The 16944-nt window shown below is 40.3% G+C and carries 14 protein-coding genes; 9 read left to right on the forward strand and 5 right to left on the reverse strand.

Annotated elements, in window-relative coordinates; all coding sequences use genetic code 11:
* Window positions 1–49 precede the first annotated feature (49 nt).
* From BAA9072_RS12755 to BAA9072_RS12770, 4 genes are all read right to left on the reverse strand, one after another.
* The gene (locus BAA9072_RS12755; protein ID WP_230980852.1) at window positions 50–1039 is read right to left on the reverse strand and encodes an ArsA family ATPase; all 990 of its coding nucleotides are present in this window, start codon (window positions 1037–1039) and stop codon (window positions 50–52) included.
* Between the two features lie 21 nt (window positions 1040–1060).
* Window positions 1061–1318 carry a cory-CC-star protein gene (locus BAA9072_RS12760; protein WP_201715149.1) on the reverse strand — a complete coding sequence of 86 codons (258 nt, stop codon included), beginning with the start codon at window positions 1316–1318 and terminating at the stop codon, window positions 1061–1063.
* 80 nt (window positions 1319–1398) lie between these two features.
* Window positions 1399–3138: a carbon starvation CstA family protein gene (locus BAA9072_RS12765; RefSeq protein ID WP_201715067.1), complete on the reverse strand. Its 1740-nt coding sequence runs from the start codon at window positions 3136–3138 to the stop codon at window positions 1399–1401.
* Window positions 3139–3740: 602 nt separating this feature from the next.
* Window positions 3741–4145, reverse strand: a complete 405-nt coding sequence (locus tag BAA9072_RS12770; protein WP_201715068.1) for a sporulation protein — start codon at window positions 4143–4145, stop codon at window positions 3741–3743.
* Window positions 4146–4276: 131 nt separating this feature from the next.
* On the opposite strand from BAA9072_RS12770, the gene BAA9072_RS12775 reads away from it, so the two are divergent.
* Window positions 4277–4612: a YckD family protein gene (locus tag BAA9072_RS12775; RefSeq protein ID WP_201715069.1), complete on the forward strand. Its 336-nt coding sequence runs from the start codon at window positions 4277–4279 to the stop codon at window positions 4610–4612.
* 66 nt (window positions 4613–4678) lie between these two features.
* Here BAA9072_RS12775 and BAA9072_RS12780 read toward each other — a convergent pair whose 3' ends face one another.
* Window positions 4679–5698, reverse strand: a complete 1020-nt coding sequence (locus BAA9072_RS12780; RefSeq protein ID WP_201715070.1) for a threonine aldolase family protein — start codon at window positions 5696–5698, stop codon at window positions 4679–4681.
* A gap of 225 nt (window positions 5699–5923) precedes the next feature.
* On the opposite strand from BAA9072_RS12780, the gene BAA9072_RS12785 reads away from it, so the two are divergent.
* From BAA9072_RS12785 to BAA9072_RS12820, 8 genes are all read left to right on the forward strand, one after another.
* Window positions 5924–7180 carry a helix-turn-helix domain-containing protein gene (locus BAA9072_RS12785; protein WP_201715071.1) on the forward strand — a complete coding sequence of 419 codons (1257 nt, stop codon included), beginning with the start codon at window positions 5924–5926 and terminating at the stop codon, window positions 7178–7180.
* 305 nt (window positions 7181–7485) lie between these two features.
* Complete coding sequence (locus BAA9072_RS12790; RefSeq protein WP_201715072.1) at window positions 7486–8718, forward strand: aminopeptidase; 1233 nt, start codon at window positions 7486–7488, stop codon at window positions 8716–8718.
* A 223-nt stretch (window positions 8719–8941) separates the two neighbouring features.
* Window positions 8942–9778, forward strand: coding sequence for an alpha/beta hydrolase (locus BAA9072_RS12795; RefSeq protein ID WP_201715073.1), 837 nt, complete (start codon window positions 8942–8944; stop codon window positions 9776–9778).
* A 120-nt stretch (window positions 9779–9898) separates the two neighbouring features.
* Window positions 9899–11092 (forward strand): class I SAM-dependent rRNA methyltransferase, encoded by a 1194-nt coding sequence (locus BAA9072_RS12800; protein ID WP_201715074.1) that lies wholly within the window; start codon window positions 9899–9901, stop codon window positions 11090–11092.
* A gap of 163 nt (window positions 11093–11255) precedes the next feature.
* On the forward strand, window positions 11256–11792 hold the full coding sequence (locus tag BAA9072_RS12805; protein WP_201715150.1) for a D-glycero-alpha-D-manno-heptose-1,7-bisphosphate 7-phosphatase: 537 nt from the start codon (window positions 11256–11258) through the stop codon (window positions 11790–11792).
* 126 nt (window positions 11793–11918) lie between these two features.
* Complete coding sequence (locus BAA9072_RS12810; RefSeq protein ID WP_201715075.1) at window positions 11919–14075, forward strand: MMPL family transporter; 2157 nt, start codon at window positions 11919–11921, stop codon at window positions 14073–14075.
* A gap of 183 nt (window positions 14076–14258) precedes the next feature.
* A complete protein-coding gene (locus tag BAA9072_RS12815) occupies window positions 14259–16175 on the forward strand; it encodes a DUF294 nucleotidyltransferase-like domain-containing protein (RefSeq protein WP_201715076.1) in 1917 nt (638 codons plus the stop codon).
* Window positions 16175–16921 carry a 3'-5' exonuclease gene (locus BAA9072_RS12820; RefSeq protein WP_201715077.1) on the forward strand — a complete coding sequence of 249 codons (747 nt, stop codon included), beginning with the start codon at window positions 16175–16177 and terminating at the stop codon, window positions 16919–16921. Before BAA9072_RS12815 ends, BAA9072_RS12820 begins: the two co-directional genes overlap by 1 nt.
* Window positions 16922–16944: the final 23 nt, after the last annotated feature.

Below are 16944 nucleotides of genomic sequence, written 5' to 3' on the forward strand. Positions count from 1 at the left end.
ATTTCCCCTTCCATAAATGAAAATGACCATTGAAGAATTTCCCCAATGGTCACTCATTTTTACTATGTATACCCCCATGCTGGTAGACAGCCTCCCTTTTATAAATTGCTTGCTGAAGATAGTCTGCAAATTTTTCGAGATGACTAAGAGTACAGATATCTTCTTCTAGTAGAGGGATATGATATAAAGCTTGGGTTGTGAACTTCTCTTTCATCAGATGCAAATATACTTTTTCCTGATCTCTTCTTTTTTGTAAAAAGTCCCCATCTGCTTTAGTCGGAAGGACTTTATTTATAACTAACCCCCCTATATTCAGTGAATGCTTGGACATCAATTCAATCGCTTTTTCTGTTTCAAGAATCGGCAGCCTTTCAGGTATGAGTACAAAAAGAAAACCTGTCTTTTTTTGATCAAGCAGTATCCCTCTTACTTTAGAAAACTTGTCACGGCGTTTTTGAAGTACATCGTATATGGGATCATCTACCGGCTCGCCATCATTCAAAAGCTGTGAATAATTTTTGTTTGTTTTCTTCCTTCTTTCGAGCATTCCGTCCATCCATACTCCCATCAATTCAGGAAGAGACAATAATCGAATCGTATGTCCGGTAGGAGCTGTGTCAAAGATGATCTTGTCAAAATCGTTTCTTTCTTCAAGAATGATTGAAACGATCCGATCAAATAAGGCCGCCTCTTCTGCACCTGGTGCAGAAGAGGCCATCTCGATTTGTCGATGGACTTCATTCACCATATTTGCCTTGACCATCCCTTTAAGATTCCCTTTCACTCCGTCAATGTATTGTCGTGTTTCCGTTTCAGGGTTAATTTCTATCCCCCATAAATGTTCCAGTAATGGGGTCTTGTCCCCCGTGATCTCCTGATGAAATATATCTCCCAAATTATGAGCTGGATCTGTGGAGATAATTAACGTCCTTTCCCCCATGTTTGCAAACATGACAGCCAGTGCAGATGCAGTAGTTGATTTCCCGACTCCTCCTTTTCCACCGACAAATAAAATGGACTGTTCCAGTAATTTATACAAGTCTTTCTCTCTCCTTTCTATTTAACAACATCTGACCCCATCCAGGGGAGAGTGTTCCATACCCATTCGTAAGTGCCAATCATGAAATTTTTCAATCATGTATGGATAGAGTTCCAATGTGTAATAGAATACTGGATTGGGTATTCCAAGCATATCTGAGTAGAGCAGCAACAAGAATAAATCCTCCTCGTCCCTCAATTCCCTGGCAATTTCCGTCTTGTGCGGAAGGCGAATCATGTCATCATATAGCTCTATTATCCTTTTGAACTTTTCCTTCATGGTGGTATCCACGCTCAATCCCTCATTCCCTAATAATAGAATAAAAAGGGGAACCGATGTGAGGTCCCCCTATCTCCTGATTATGCAGAAAACTGAGAAGGGTCATCTTCCTTGTTAGATAAGGTAGATACTGCGGTGATGAGAATCCACAAAGTGAATATCAAGATAATGCTACCAAAGATAAACAGGAGCATATTCCCATCCCCCTCTCCTGCTCCGGACCATTCAAATACAACTTGATTGATCATTGCCCAAAGTGTCATAAACATGAGGAAAACCATTGGAATCAAAGTTGCCAGGTAATTTCTCCCCTGACGTTTCAGCCATATGGTAATCAGGAGAAGACTGATTCCGGCAAGTAACTGATTAGATGTACCAAACAATGGCCAGAGAAGATATCCCCCTGACCCAAAGCCTTTAGGACCTTGAGGCAATAGTGTCAAAGCCGTACTCGAGACCACTGCTATGGTTGTCGCGACATGGGCATTGGTCAAAGAGTGCACCTTGTATTCCTCTCCCAATTCTGCAATGATATACCTCATAAGACGAACAGATGAATCCAATGTTGTGGCCGCGAAGCTTACGATGATGACAGAAACAATTGTAGCAGCAATATCAGCGGGAATCCCTACACCTGTTGCAAGCTGCCCTGCCCCTTTAATGAAAACGCCTAATCCCGCTCCGCTAGCTGCTGCAAATCCACTGTACGTCGCTTGGAATTCTTCTACGTTCGGGAAAAAGGTAATACAGGCAATGATCGCAATCAATGCAAGTGCCCCTTCACCTACCGCTCCTAAATAACCAACAAATCGGGCATCTGTTTCCTTATTCAGCTGCTTTGAAGAAGTCCCGGAAGAGACCAGCCCGTGAAAACCGGATATGGCACCGCACGCGATTGTGATAAATAATAACGGGAACCAGGATACATCAGCAGATCCATTGGTCATAGGTGCAGTGATTTCAGGATTTGTGAACAATAGACCGAGATAGAGCAAACCAAGACCCACGATTAATTGATGTGAATTGATATAATCACGTGGCTGTAATAGCTTCCACACAGGAAGGATGGAGGCTATGTAAACGTAAATCATCAGAATAACGATCCATACAAGGAAAGCCATACTGGTCGAGCTAAAGCCAAATAATGACGTCGCTTCCTGACCTCCGAAATAGCGGACAAGATCAATTTGCAAAAAATCGACTCGGCTTGCGACGACTGCTGATGCATACATCACACCAAGGGCTACGACTGAAGGCAATAACATGCTTCCATTACGTTTGTATACAGAATACCCTATCCAAATCGCCAACGGAATCTGGATGAACACCGATAATACACTCGCTGGGAAAGTAATGAATAAATTGGCAATGACCCATGCAAAAACGGCATTGACCATTAAGACCAGAATTAGAATAATGAATAGAAAAAGTACTTTAGCCCTCTTCCCTATCAGTTTATTGGCTAATGAACCGACGGATTGTCCCTTATTCCGAACCGAAAGCACAAGGGTTCCGAAATCATGGACACCTGCGGCAAATACAGTACCCAAGATTACCCAAAGAAAAGCAGGGAGCCATCCCCAATAAACGGCAATAGCCGGACCCACGATTGGAGCAGCGCCGGCAACGGATGTAAAATGGTGACCCCACAAAACAAATTTATTTGTTGGTACGAAGTCGACCCCGTCATTAAACTGGTGGGCGGGTGTCACGTAATTTGGATCCAGCCTGTACACTCTCTCGGCAATAAGTGTCGAATAATATTTATAACCTACAAAAAACACGATACCCCCTATGACTGCTAACCATATTCCACCCATCAAATTCCTCCCTTATTACATGATTCGCACACTTTAAAATTCTGAATTTTTAGAATGTATGCGTTTACTACATTCTACATTGGGTTTTTATGGATTTCAATGAGAAGTTAGTACTTTTAATTCCCCACATTCAAAAATCTGGTAGCTAATGAAGCATATAGAATGGAGCTTTAGACAAAAGAAAATCCGAACGACAATCGAAATTCATTTATGAAATCGAAGCTGTTCGGATTTTAATTATTTTTAATAAAGTATACCTAGTGAATAAGCTTGTTCTAGCCGATGATTGGAGTGAGAAGGCGAAGACACCTTGAGGGGAAGGAGAAAAGCGAAAGGGCTTTGACCAGGGGCGACAAGCATGAGACGAGACTACTGGAAAGGAGTTTTTCCTTTTTGGGTAGTCTTGTCTTATAATCTCATGCCCCTAAGCCCTGTGGCAGGACACCTTGAGGACAGCAGGAGGCTCGCCTTCCGTCCGGGGAAAGCAAAGTCTTGCACGGAATCGGGCAGCAGTGTAACGAGTGATTTTAAGACTATTTGATATGAATGGTTCGTCTTATGATTGATTCGATTTAAATATGTCCCAGCCTTTTTCCGGGAGATTATCGGACAAATATGCTATCTTCGTCTGTCGGATCTACCGCTTGTGGTATTTCCACTGTTGTCCTTAATATGGTTTGTTCTGTATCAGTGGTTTTAGGATGACCTGACTGAGTAGGAAACTCAAAAGGAATCCTTTTTTTCTCCCCAGCTTGGATGGTCCCTATATTATCTAATATAATGGTATCTAAATCTTTCTCATGATAGGAAAAATCACTGTCCTTTTTATCTTCCTCATACTTAAAGAAAAGCCGTAATCGAACTTCATTTACCGGCTGGTCGGCCATTCCCCCCACTAATACAACGTCCCCCCTGATATCATCTCCCGGCGAAATCTCAGTTGTATGGACAATGGTATCTACTTTCACATGCCCTATCCCGATACTCGACAGAAATTTGTTTAACATCGTTCAGCCCCCTCATTCTATTTATCTTCATTGTTATACTATCAATTCTCTATCAGATTCGTCCACTCTTACATATTCTGCTAAACTTTCGCAAAGAATATAAGAGAATCTTCGGAAAGGAGGGAAGAAAAATGAAAAAAATGGTGATATCTATTGCAGCTGCTTTTATTATCAGCTTTGGTTTCAATTCCTTGGCTTCTGCAGAAGGTTCAGGACAAACGCCTGAGCAAAAGGTGAATCTGACAGATGATCAAAAAGCAGAGCTTGGTAAATTACACGAACAAATGTATTCAACAAAGAAAGAACTTGTAAAGAAATATGTCGAGTACGGTGTCTTTTCCAAAGAACAAGGCGATAAAGTACTAAAAATAATGGAAGTCAAACATCAAAAACTAAAAGCAAACGGTTATATGATGAGATGGCACCCACACCCGCATCATGGAAAGCAACTTGATCACAAGGAATAATAATGGCAGAGGGGCGCATCTTGCCCTTTCCTGCTTTCATGAACCATCCTTCTTCATTATAAAGGACTAAAAATTCTCTTTGAGTATTCGGGAAACCTCCTCGATATTATCCATCGTTACATCAAAATGAGTAGTGAATCGAACAAGGGTCGGTCCAAATGTCACGGCCAATACCCCTTTCTTCTCTAAATCATCTACAAATTGTTCTGCCTTCATACCTGTACCGGATATATCGGCAACTATGATATTTGTATCAACCTCATTGATGACCTCAACCCCTTTACATAATTGAAGCGTTTCCTTTAGACGTCTTGCTTTCTCATGGTCTTCCCATAACCGTTCTCTCATTTTGGTCAGGGCGACCAATCCCGGAGCAGCAATTACCCCGGCTTGTCTCAATCCCCCACCCAATCTCTTTCTCCACTTTCGAGCCTTCCCGATAAAATGATGGTCACCTGCAATGATCGATCCTATCGGTGCACCCAAACCTTTAGATAAACATATTTGAACCGTATCACAATGATCTGTGAACTCCCTTACTCCTCGACCAGTAGCGGCAACTGCATTAAAAAGCCTCGCCCCATCAACATGCACAGGAATAGAGTGCTTCTTCGCAATGGCATGGATCGCTTGCATATTTTCAGGGGAAACAACCGCCCCTCCAGCACGGTTATGTGTGTTTTCCAGACAAATCAAGCCTGTTTCCGGGAAATGTTGATCCTCCGTACGAATAGCAGCTTCTATTTCATAGGGATCCATTTCTCCATTGGTTCCTGTGATCGTTCTGGTTTGAACGCCTGCGAAAGCAGCGACTGCTCCTGATTCATAGTAAAAAATATGCGAATTTGTTTCTAATAGAATTTCATTCCCCGGTTGGGTATGGGTTAATACGGCAATCTGGTTTCCCTGGGTACCACTTGTGACGAATAACGCTTCTTCCTTTCCAAGAATTCTGGCGGCTTCCTTTTCAAGTTTTTGAATGGTTGGATCTTCACCATACACATCATCGCCAACCTCAGCTTCATAAGCTGCCCTTCTCATTTCTTCAGTCGGTTTTGTCACGGTATCACTTCGTAAGTCAATCACAATGAGTTTCCTCCTCTAATACATTCATTGAATTCATTATAACAAAGGAATTGCTTAAATGTTTCAGAGAAAAGTCACATACGTGGAATTAAATTACCTACTAAGTACCCACGAAAAATTATAATTATAGGAATATTTCAAACTTTCTCATTTTACTTATGTTACTATTTTATTAATCTGTTCCATCGTTCAGAGTTGAATGCCCTGTCAGAGGAGAATAATCATATGACAATCGGTTCTAGAATCCGTTTTCACAGAATCAAACGAAAGTTAACTCAAGAAGATTTATCAAAAGGGATCATTTCGGTATCTTACCTTTCCAAACTGGAGAACAATCAAGTGACACCGTCGAATGATATTATACATTTACTATGTGATCGTTTGGGTGTGAATCACCTGCTTGAACACCCTGAACATATGAATAAGCTTCTAGAAAAATGGAACCATGCATTACTTTGGAATAAGTCAGATGAAGCTGATTCCACTCACCGGGTCATCCAAAGGGATCTTGAACAAAGCGATGATTTAATGACCCATTTGTTCTATAGAATTCTTTGTATCCGTGTTCAATTAGTACAGAACAATCTTGCCGACGCTTTGAAACACATGATCCATATTCAAGGGAATTATAAGGAACTCACCGACACGCTGAAATTTTATTATCACAAGTATAAAGGTAACTATTATTACCTAATGGAAGAATACGAGAAGGCAAAAGGAGAATTGAAGGAAGCTGAAACCTATTATGTTCTTGGAAATGTAGTAAATGAAGAAGAAAGAGCAGATTTATATTATCTATTCAGTTTAGTCCTGACACGTTTAAATATGTACCGTTTAGCCATTTTTTACGGAGAAAAGTCCCTTTCTATTTTTCAGGGAGTATATTACCAGAAGAGATGTGCGGAGGTACATTTACTGTTGGGAATCTGTTACCGGAGAATTCGTTATAACGAAGAGGCCGTGAAGCATTATGAATGGGCTAATTTCATTTCTCACTCCATTCAGTATACCTCGTTACAATCGAAGGTGGAGCAAAATCTGGGGTGTCTGAAATCCTTTATGAATAGAAGCGATGACGCGATCCAGCATTATTTGAGAAGCATTGAGTTAAAAGGAGCGGACGAAGAAGGAAAACTCTATTCTATTCTCTCTCTAGTCAAAGAATACTATAAAATGAATCAGTTTTCTGATGTTCAATTCTGGCTGCCTAAAGGGCTGAGACTAAGTTCAAAAGAAAGGTACCCAGAAAAACACTATCAATTATCCTATTATCAATTTGCTATAATGGGATTCCCTAATGGGTTTGAAAAGTTCATGAAGGAGTATGCACTCCCCTACTTCAAGAAAAACGCCTCTCTTCTATTATATGCTGAGTATTCTAAATTCTTCGGACAATATTATCAGAGTGTCAGAAAATATAAACTTGCTGCATTTCATTTAAATGAAGCAAATGTCATTTATGAAGAAATTCTGACTATATAGGGAGGTGAAAAGATGAAAAAGGTACAAAAATTATTGATTATCACCAGTCTCACTGCTATGGCCTTTGCAGGCGTAGTAGTGATCAATTCAAATGAAGAAGAATTTCCACCGTTCTCAAGTAAATTATAAGCACTTGATGGGCTGGCCCGAGTATAGGGCAAGTCCTATTTTTTTTGCTTGGTTTCCTTTTTAGCTTTCAGCCTCCATATAAATCCAATTTTCCGATAAAAATGTTTATTAATCAATGAAATTTTCTGACAAAAGAGATATAGTTATGTTGAATACATATTTAAGGGGGATCACAAATGAATCAATCATTTGAAAAAAACTTAGAAAAATATGCAGATCTAATCGTACAAGTTGGGTTAAATCTGCAAAAAGGACAGGAGCTTATGGTTTCAGCACCTATCACTGCGTACAAATTCGTTCGCCTGGTTACAGAGAAAGCTTATGAAGCCGGGGCATTGAATGTATTAACGGATTTCTATGATGATGACCTGAAAAAAATTCGCTTGGAGAAATCATCAGAAGCTGGATTGAAAGCGTTTCCCGACTGGAAAGCAAAAGGATTTATTGAAATGGCAGAAAACAATGTTGCGTTATTAAATTTAGCAGCCCCAAATCCGTCACTTTTAAGGGATACAGATCCAACCCGGGTCGCGATGTTGAATAAGACATCAGCTGAAGCTATGAAAGACTTTTCAGCTTATATCGGTGGTGGAAAGATCAGCTGGTTGATCGCGGCCATACCAACGGTTGAATGGGCTCAAACCGTTTTCCCTGAGCTGCCTCAAGAAGAAGCGTTTACGAAACTATGGGAGAACATCTTTTATACAACCAGAACCGATCAGGAAAATACTGTCGAATTATGGGAAACTCATATCGATAACCTGAATAAAAACGCAAACCGCTTAAATAAAGGGAACTATAAAAGGCTTCATTATAAAGGGCCAGGAACAGACCTTACCATTGAATTTCACCCAAAGACAAAATGGATCAGTGCTCAGTTCACTAATGATAAAGGAATTCCATTTGTCCCCAATCTTCCAACAGAAGAAGTGTTTTCCATCCCTGTTAAATATGGAGTAAACGGCGTAGTATCAAGTACGAAGCCTCTTAACTACAGCGGCACCTTAATCAAGAATTTTTCCTTAACCTTCAAGGAAGGGAAAGTGGTGGATTTCAAGGCTGAAGAAGGATATGAAACCTTAAAAAACTTACTCGAAACGGATGAAGGCGCATCCTATTTAGGTGAGGTCGCATTGGTACCGCACGACTCCCCTATTTCAAATACAAACATCATTTTCAATAACACTCTTTTTGATGAAAATGCTTCCTGTCATATCGCCCTGGGGAGAGCCTTATCTGTATGTGTTGAAGATGGCAAGTCGATGACGTCTGAACAGTTACAGGAAATAGGTTTTAACGAAAGTATGGTTCATGTAGACTTCATGATCGGCTCCTCTGAGTTGGATATTGCCGGTGAGAAAGCAGACGGCACGATTGAACAGATTTTCAAAAGTGGAGATTGGGTTTAATTTCTGACTTCCAAGGAAGAATAACGATTGAAAGGCTTAAATTTATTATTTAAGCCTTTTTATTATGGTCTCTTAATTTGAGCTTTCGAGCCCCAATCAGAAATATAGTACCAATAATGGTAATATTTACATAGAATATGACAAATAAATTTCTTTTTTAACATATTCAATACTTCACGAATCACTTACAATAGATGTATACCTTTTTAAAGGAGCGATTTTCTTGTCATTAAAATCTAAACGATCATTTTTCTGGAGTGGCTTCTTCATCGTCGCCTTCTTTGCTTTATATACAATATTTCGTACCACGAACGTACAGTCCAGTGAAAAACCCTTAACTGCCGAGGAAAAATATCCGACCGTCTTCGTGCACGGGTATAAAGGTACATATAATTCTTTCAAAACAATGTTGGACCGTTTTGAAAACAGACACGGCTGGGGGCAGAAAACCTTGGAAATCACAGTAGATTCATCAGGAAATGTGACGTACAAAGGGGCTATCCCTAAAAACCCTACCTCTCCCCCCCTTGTTCAAGTCATATTTGAAGATAATCGTGCTTCCTTGGATAAACAGGCGATTTGGCTGGAAAATGCAATGAAGCTATTGCATCATCAATTTAATGTCCCTGCTGTCAATATCGTCGCTCACTCTATGGGTGGCTTAGCCTCAACCCGATACATCGAAAATACAAATGATGAATCTTTTGTCCCGAGAACCTATAAATTCATTACGATTGCGACCCCTTTTCAGGGTGTGACAAAAGAATCGTATGATCAAATCAATACCGGTGCAGCCGTTATTGATTTGAAACCTGCATCACGTGCATTAAAGAAATTGTATATCAACCGTCATTTAATCCCTTCTGAAATAAAGGTATTATCTATTGCTGGTTCGGGTGATGATGTAGTAAACGTCCAAAGCGCGATAGGAAGTAAATCATTTTTTGAAAATAACCCATTTCAGTCTAAAATAGTCTATGACCCATTGATTTCCCATAGCGGTTTACATGAAACGATTAAAGTTGACCGTCTTGTAGGAGATTATCTTTGGAGTAAATAATAAACAATAAAACATTCCCTCTTCGATTGATTCGTTAGAGGGAATGTTTTATGCTGTTGCGAAAACTCCCTTTACGTTCTATACTACACAAGACTAAACCAATAGGTTAGGATGAGTAGAATGACAAACGAAAAAGTCGTGAAAGCAAGCCCGAAATACATACAGCAATTCCTAAAAGGGTTTCCTCTTTTAAATAAAGAAAATGTCACTACACCAATGGAGAATGTAGTAGATGGCGATATCCTTAAACTGGTTGATCCCCATGGTCGCTTTATTGCGAAAGGGTACTTCGGAATTCAGAATAAGGGAATCGGCTGGCTCCTAAGCTGGAAAGAACATGAGAATATCGATAAGGAGTTCATCCATAAAAAGATTCAAGCTGCCATTAATCAACGTCTTCACTTCTTTTATAGTGACGATACGACGGCATTCAGAGTATTTAATGGTGAAGGTGACGGATTCGGAGGCTTTACCATTGATTACTTTGAAGGATATTATCTCATTCAATGGTATTCAAAAGGGGCCTATTCGTTTCATGAAGAAGTGATGGAATCGTTGCGTGATTTGACCGAATACAAAGGCATTTACCAGAAAAAACGATTCGCTCAGGAAGGGAAATACGTGGAAGAAGATGACTTCGTTGAAGGAACACGACCTTCCTTCCCCCTTCTTGTGAAAGAAAACGGTGTTCAATTTGCCATATATTTAAATGATGGAGCCATGGTCGGTGTATTTCTCGATCAACGGGAAGTTAGGAAACGGATTCGTGACACATACTCAAAGGGTAAGCAGGTATTGAATACATTTTCCTACACCGGGGCGTTTTCTGTTTTCGCTGCCCTTGGGGGCGCCGCCCTTACCACAAGTGTTGATCTCGCTAATCGGAGCTTGAGTAAAACGATTGAACAATTCAGCATTAACGGAATCGATTATGAGTCTCAAAACATCATCGTTGAAGATGTCTTCAAATACTTCAAATATGCTGTAAAAAAAGAGCTTTTATTCGATTTGGTGATATTAGATCCACCTAGCTTTGCCCGTTCAAAAAAACACACATTCAGTGCAGCGAAGGATTATAAAGATTTGTTGAAGGAAGCGATTTCTATCACTGAAAAGAACGGGACCATCGTGGCATCCACAAATTGCAGTACCTTTAATATGAAAAAATTCAAAAGCTTTATCGAAGCGGCATTCAACGAAACCAATGGAAAATATAAAATACTCGAAGAATACACTCTTCCTGAAGATTTCAAAACCCTAAGGCAATACAAGCAAAGTGACTACTTAAAAGTCGCTTTTATCCGTAAACTATAACGGTTAGGGAACGGACCTGATTCAAGGTCCGTTCCCTCTCCAGCTGCAAAACAAGATTGCAATTAAATGACAGAATACTCTGTTATTATTTCCTCGGAAACCGCAGGAAGCGACACGACAACAGAATCGATTGAAGAATAATATCGAATAAGGGGGATAAATGATGAAAAAAGCTGTTTTCCTTGATCGCGATGGTGTTATCAATGAGGTAAAAACCAATAGAGTAAGGTTCGTGAACCGGCCAGATCAATTTTATTTCCTGGAAGGTGTTCCGGAAGCAATAAAAGCATTATCTCAATCCGGCTTCCTTCTTTTTGTCGTTACGAATCAAGGTGGCGTTGGTTTGGGCCATCTTTCACATGAAAAACTCCACTCCATTCATGATTTTATGGTGAAAGAAATTGAAAAAGAAGGTGGATTCATTCAGGAAGTATCCTGCTGCACTCATAAGCCCCAGGCTGGATGTACATGCAGAAAGCCTGAACCAGGGATGCTAATCGGACTGGCAGAAAAATACACGATTGATCTTGGTCAATCCTTTATGGTCGGAGATCGTGAAGTAGACATAGTAGCCGGCCGTAAAGCTGGATGCACTACCATCTTACTTAACGACAGTTCTTCTTCAACATTTAACGCTGATTACATATTTCCTGATTTACTTACCGCTTCTCGCTTCCTCATCAACCTCAGTGATTCATAAAGATGTGTGAAGCATTGATGCTCTGAACAATTTCTTATTGCACATGCTTACTACACCTATTAAACTAAGTGAGTGATTCTTTCTTACTGCATAGTATTTGCAGTTTCAATTAAGGAGTGTGATGAGATGAATCTAATTGGTAAAGGGATTACCCGTTTCTATAAATGGATCATAGTATTATGGATGATATTAGCGGGGGTTCTGGGTTACTTTGCTACAGATTTACCTTCCAAATTAGGAGGGGATGGTTTCAGGACAGATGGACAATTCGTAACGGTGAATGAGGTATTGACCGGCACCTTCGATTTTCCTGAATCATCCATTCTTCTGCTTATGGAAAAGCAGGATTCTCAATCTGCCGGAATGTTTAATTCAACGATTAAAGATACGCTTGAAAGAATTGAACAACTTGACGTTACTTCTTCTATCCAGTCACCATTAGAAGACGAAAAATTAAAGAGTGACGACGTGGCATATGCCGTTTTATCCTTCGATCAATCCGATGTTTCAAACGAAACAAAGGAAATTGAAAAACTCATAAAAGAAAACCCCGGACAATCTTTAACGGGGGCTCCCATTATTAGTTCGGATATTAACAAAGCTAGTCAGGATGATTTGAAACGGGCAGAACTAATCGGATTACCTTTTGCCTTACTTATTCTTTTACTCGCATTCGGTTCGGTTGTAGCCTCCATTGTTCCAGTTATCATCGGTGCAATAACAGTCGTAACGGCCTTTGGGATCCTCACTTTGATCGGAGGCAGCATGGATCTCTCCGTTTTCCTGCTGAATGTGGTCCCAATGATTGGTCTTGCCCTCAGCATTGACTTTTCACTTCTGTTTATCAATCGCTATCGTGAAGAATTGTCTACTAAATCCATTCCAGAAGCGATTCATACCACTATTAAAACCGCGGGAAGATCGATTATTTTTTCTGCGGTCTGTGTATTCATCGGTTTAGGAGCGATGATGCTCATTGAAATCGATATATTCCAGACCATCGCCATTGGAGGCATGGTTGTTGTCATGCTTGCTGTTGTTTCTGCACTGTCCCTACTCCCGTCCGTTCTCTTGCTGCTCGGGAATTCCATCAATAAATGGAGGATACTTAAGCAGAAGAAAAATGGCCACGGGAAATGGAGGGCATTTGCAGGTTTCGTTATGAAGAGACCCGTTATTCTTGCCTTCTTCTCCCTGATTGTTTTAGGTATTGGAATTATTCCTGTACAGTCTATGAAGCTTGCCATTCCTGATACGGAAGCTTTACCTGATACATTTGAATCCCGTCAGGCCATGGACACCATTCAAAAGACATTCAAAACAGATGAAGGCAGTACGGTGTATGTGATTGCAGAGCGGGAAGATGGCTGGGCCAGCAAAGAAGGGTTTGAAATTCTGAATGAATTAATCGTGGATTTCCGGCAGGAATCAGCTGTAACTTCGGTGGATTCTATCTTCAGAGCTACGAATATTGACTCTCCTGAAAAATTATTCGGGGCACTTCAACTACCAAAATCAAAGGAAAAGCTTGACACTGCATTGAAGACATTCATTCAAGGAGACAAAGTACTGATTCCTGTGCATTTGTCCTTAGATTCATCATCAACAGAAGCTCAGGAATTGGTGAAAGAATGGAGTCAAAGAGAATGGTCCCAGCCCCTTCTCTTCGGAGGACAGGTGAGGTTCAATCAGGAAATATTTGATGAGATTTTTCAGAAAGTAGGGATATGCTTATTCATTATTTTAGGCTCAACCTATCTAATTTTGATGATAGCATTCCGCTCCTTCTTCATTCCTTTGAAAGCCATATTGATGAATATTATCAGCCTTACATCGACATTCGGGATATTAGTCTGGATCTTCCAAGGTGGACATTTTGGAATTCCTGAATCCGATATCGCCCTCGTTCTCCCGGTGCTGGTATTCAGCCTTGTTTTCGGCCTTAGCATGGATTATGAAGTTTTCCTCATCTCCAGAATTCATGAAATTTATCAAGAAACGGGAGACAATACACATTCGACCGTTGAGGGTCTTACATCAACAAGTAAGATCATTACATCTGCGGCACTTATCATGATCGTCATAACAGGTGCCTTTGCCTTTACAGGTGTGATGCCCGTTAAACAAATAGGGATAGGTATTGCCATCGCTATTTTCATTGATGCAACCATCGTTCGGATGATATTAGTCCCTTCTTTAATGAAGGTCCTTGGAGAATGGAACTGGTGGATGCCTTTCACTAAGAAGAATAAACAGGAAATGAAAACGAATAAAGCCTCGTAACCTCTTTTCTTAGATTTCATTTCTGATTGACTATCTAACCACAAGAGTACTACGATGACAGACACCCTGATGCTGTTCCATATCTGGGTGTCTTTTTTGTTAATGCCGTCCGTTTTATCGTTTCAAAATAGGGAATTCTATGTTAAAGTACTATGGAACTAGCATCGGAACGGGAGGTATTTGATGAATCAGCATGAGTTATTGCAAATTATCCGGGATCACTATCCCTTTGATGTCCTGTCCGCTGAACAATTGGATTATATTTTAACCGGAGCTACATACACGACCTTCAAGAAGGGTGAATTTCTTTTTCATGAAGATGAAACTGTAGAAGAACTTGATATCTATTTCCTCGTATCAGGGTTAGCGAAGAATGTCCTTCATCGTTCAAGCGGAAAGCAATATTCACTCCGTTTCTATTACCCTGGCGACTTGATTGGAATTATGATCATGCTCACGAGCGGACAAATGACTTTCTCAGTACAAGCAATAGAAGATTGCACGGTTTTCAAGATCCAAAAAGACCGGATTTTGGAAATCATGACAAAGAACAATGATTTTTCAAAAATCATTTTTGAAAGCATCGGCAATCGCATGAAAACTCTTTACGATGAAATAAAAGTGAAGTCTGCCACCGAAACCGACGATGAAAACATCAATCTGTTTCGGACAAAAGTGCATACTCTTATGGATCGCCCTACTTTCATCGAAGCGAATGCAACTATTGTTGAAGCAGCCACAAAGATGAAAGAACATGAAACATATGGATTGGTCGTAGTGAATAAGGAAAAGAAAATGCTTGGAATTCTAACGCAGAAGGAAATTCTCACTTACATAGCCAATCCAAGTACCTCTGAAAAGGTCGAGGATTGGATGAAGGAAAAACCTTTCTGGATTCGGGATGAGTCCTTCGCTTATGAAGCCCTTTCCTACTTCAAGCATGAAGAAGTTGATTTCGTCCCCATCATTCGCAATGATGTCGTCGTGGGGATTCTCACCAGCACTTCCTTTCTCAATATACAGGATTCCAATTACCTGGATCTATCCTATAAAATTCAAAAGGCCGTAACGAATGATGATTTGGTTGAGCTGGCAACGGTGAAGAGTGAGACGTTTCAACAGTTCATCCAAGACCTTCTTGCACAGGACAGCTTTGGGTTTGATATTTGTGAAGTGATTTCGAACTATAACGACCGGCTTCACCGGAAAATCATTCAATTGAGTGAAAAAGAAATGAGGCGTGAGGGGTTCGGATCAGCCCCCATCAATTATTGCTTTATTGTGATGGGAAGCCAGGGGCGCAGTGAGCAAGGTTTCCATACAGATCAGGATAATGGAATTATCCTCGATGATCATTATCACTTATCAGACTTCAAGAAAGTGGATCAGTATTTTCAGGCATTCACAGAAAAATTAAATTTAAAGCTTGCTGCCTGCGGTTTTCCTGAATGTACAGGGGGAATCATGGCCAAGGAGCAAAAATGGAAGAGATCCTATACGGATTGGAAAAGGGCAATCGATGAATGGCTTCACGAAATGGATGCACAGGAAATTCAGAATATCACGATGTTTTATGACTTCCGTCCGATATACGGTGACTATTCCATCGCAGAAGAAATTCGGAATTACCTGTCCGAAAAATCGAAACGCTCCCTCAATATGCAGCAACTCTTACGAAAAGATGCCCTTCGTTTTAAGCTTCCTGTCGGTCCATTGGGGAGAGTGAACCTGAAACCGAAAAATCATTTATTCAATATAAAGAAGTCAGGGCTCTTACAAATCGTCAATATGATTCGGATCCATTCTGTAAAATATGGAATAAAAGAAGTGAATACGATCAAAAGGGTACAGGCATTGAAAAAGTTACAAGCCTTCCATCCAAGAGATGCAGAAAATGTAAAAACAGCTATGCATATCCTGCTTTCCTTGAGAACGAAACAGAATCTCCTTGAACTTAGTGAGGGAAAGCCATTAAGTAATGATATCGATGTGCGGACCCTTTCGAAAGAGGATCGCCAAAAATTAAAAGAATCCATCCAGATTGCCAATCGGCTGCAGCAGGTGATGGAAATCAGTTTTAACAGGAACCGGGTGGTCTAATGGATAATATAGGTATAAATGTAGGCTACCGAATCCTTAAGTATTATTTATGGCAACAATTTTTCTTTCGCCACCAAGTCAAGCGTGAAAAAGAAAAGTTATCCTACCATAAACTTTCCCGTGCCCTTAAGCAGTTTGAAGAAGAAAAACCAACCCTTCAAAAAAAACATTTGTTTCATTGCACTTTTACGATCTTTGATCTTGAAACTACTGGCTTTTTTCCCGAGGTTGGGGATGAAATCATTTCCATAGGTGCTGTAAAAGTCAAGGAAGGAAAAGTTCAAAGGGACGATTCTTTCTATCAGGTGATCGACCCTCTTCAGACAGTCTCAAGAGAAACGAAACGGTTTACAGGTCTGAGACGTAAAGATTTTCTAAATGGTGTCACGTTACCTATCGGATTGGAGCGTTTTCTAGAGTTCAGTAAAGGGACGATTCTAGTCGCTCACCCAGCAAGCTTTGACATTAATTTTCTTCAAAAAAGGATCTATAAGTGGGAGCTGCCTTCTTTCAATCCTGAATTTGTCGATTCATTTTCATTGGCTAATGGCTTACTCGGAAGAGAGGACTGCTATTTGGATGTGCTTGTGAGTCAATTCGACATCCTAGATCGAGCCCGTCACCATGCTTTAAATGATGCGATTATGACAGCAGAGATCTTCGAGAAACTTTTGAAATTATGTTATAAAAAAGAAGTTCATACGATTCGGGGTTTACACGATTTCCTATTTCAGGAATCGGGCTAAACTTTCAATCGAATAAAAAAATC

The organism is Rossellomorea arthrocnemi, from assembly GCF_904424705.1.
In the GTDB taxonomy this organism is placed as follows: Bacteria; Bacillota; Bacilli; order Bacillales; family Bacillaceae_B; genus Rossellomorea; species Rossellomorea arthrocnemi.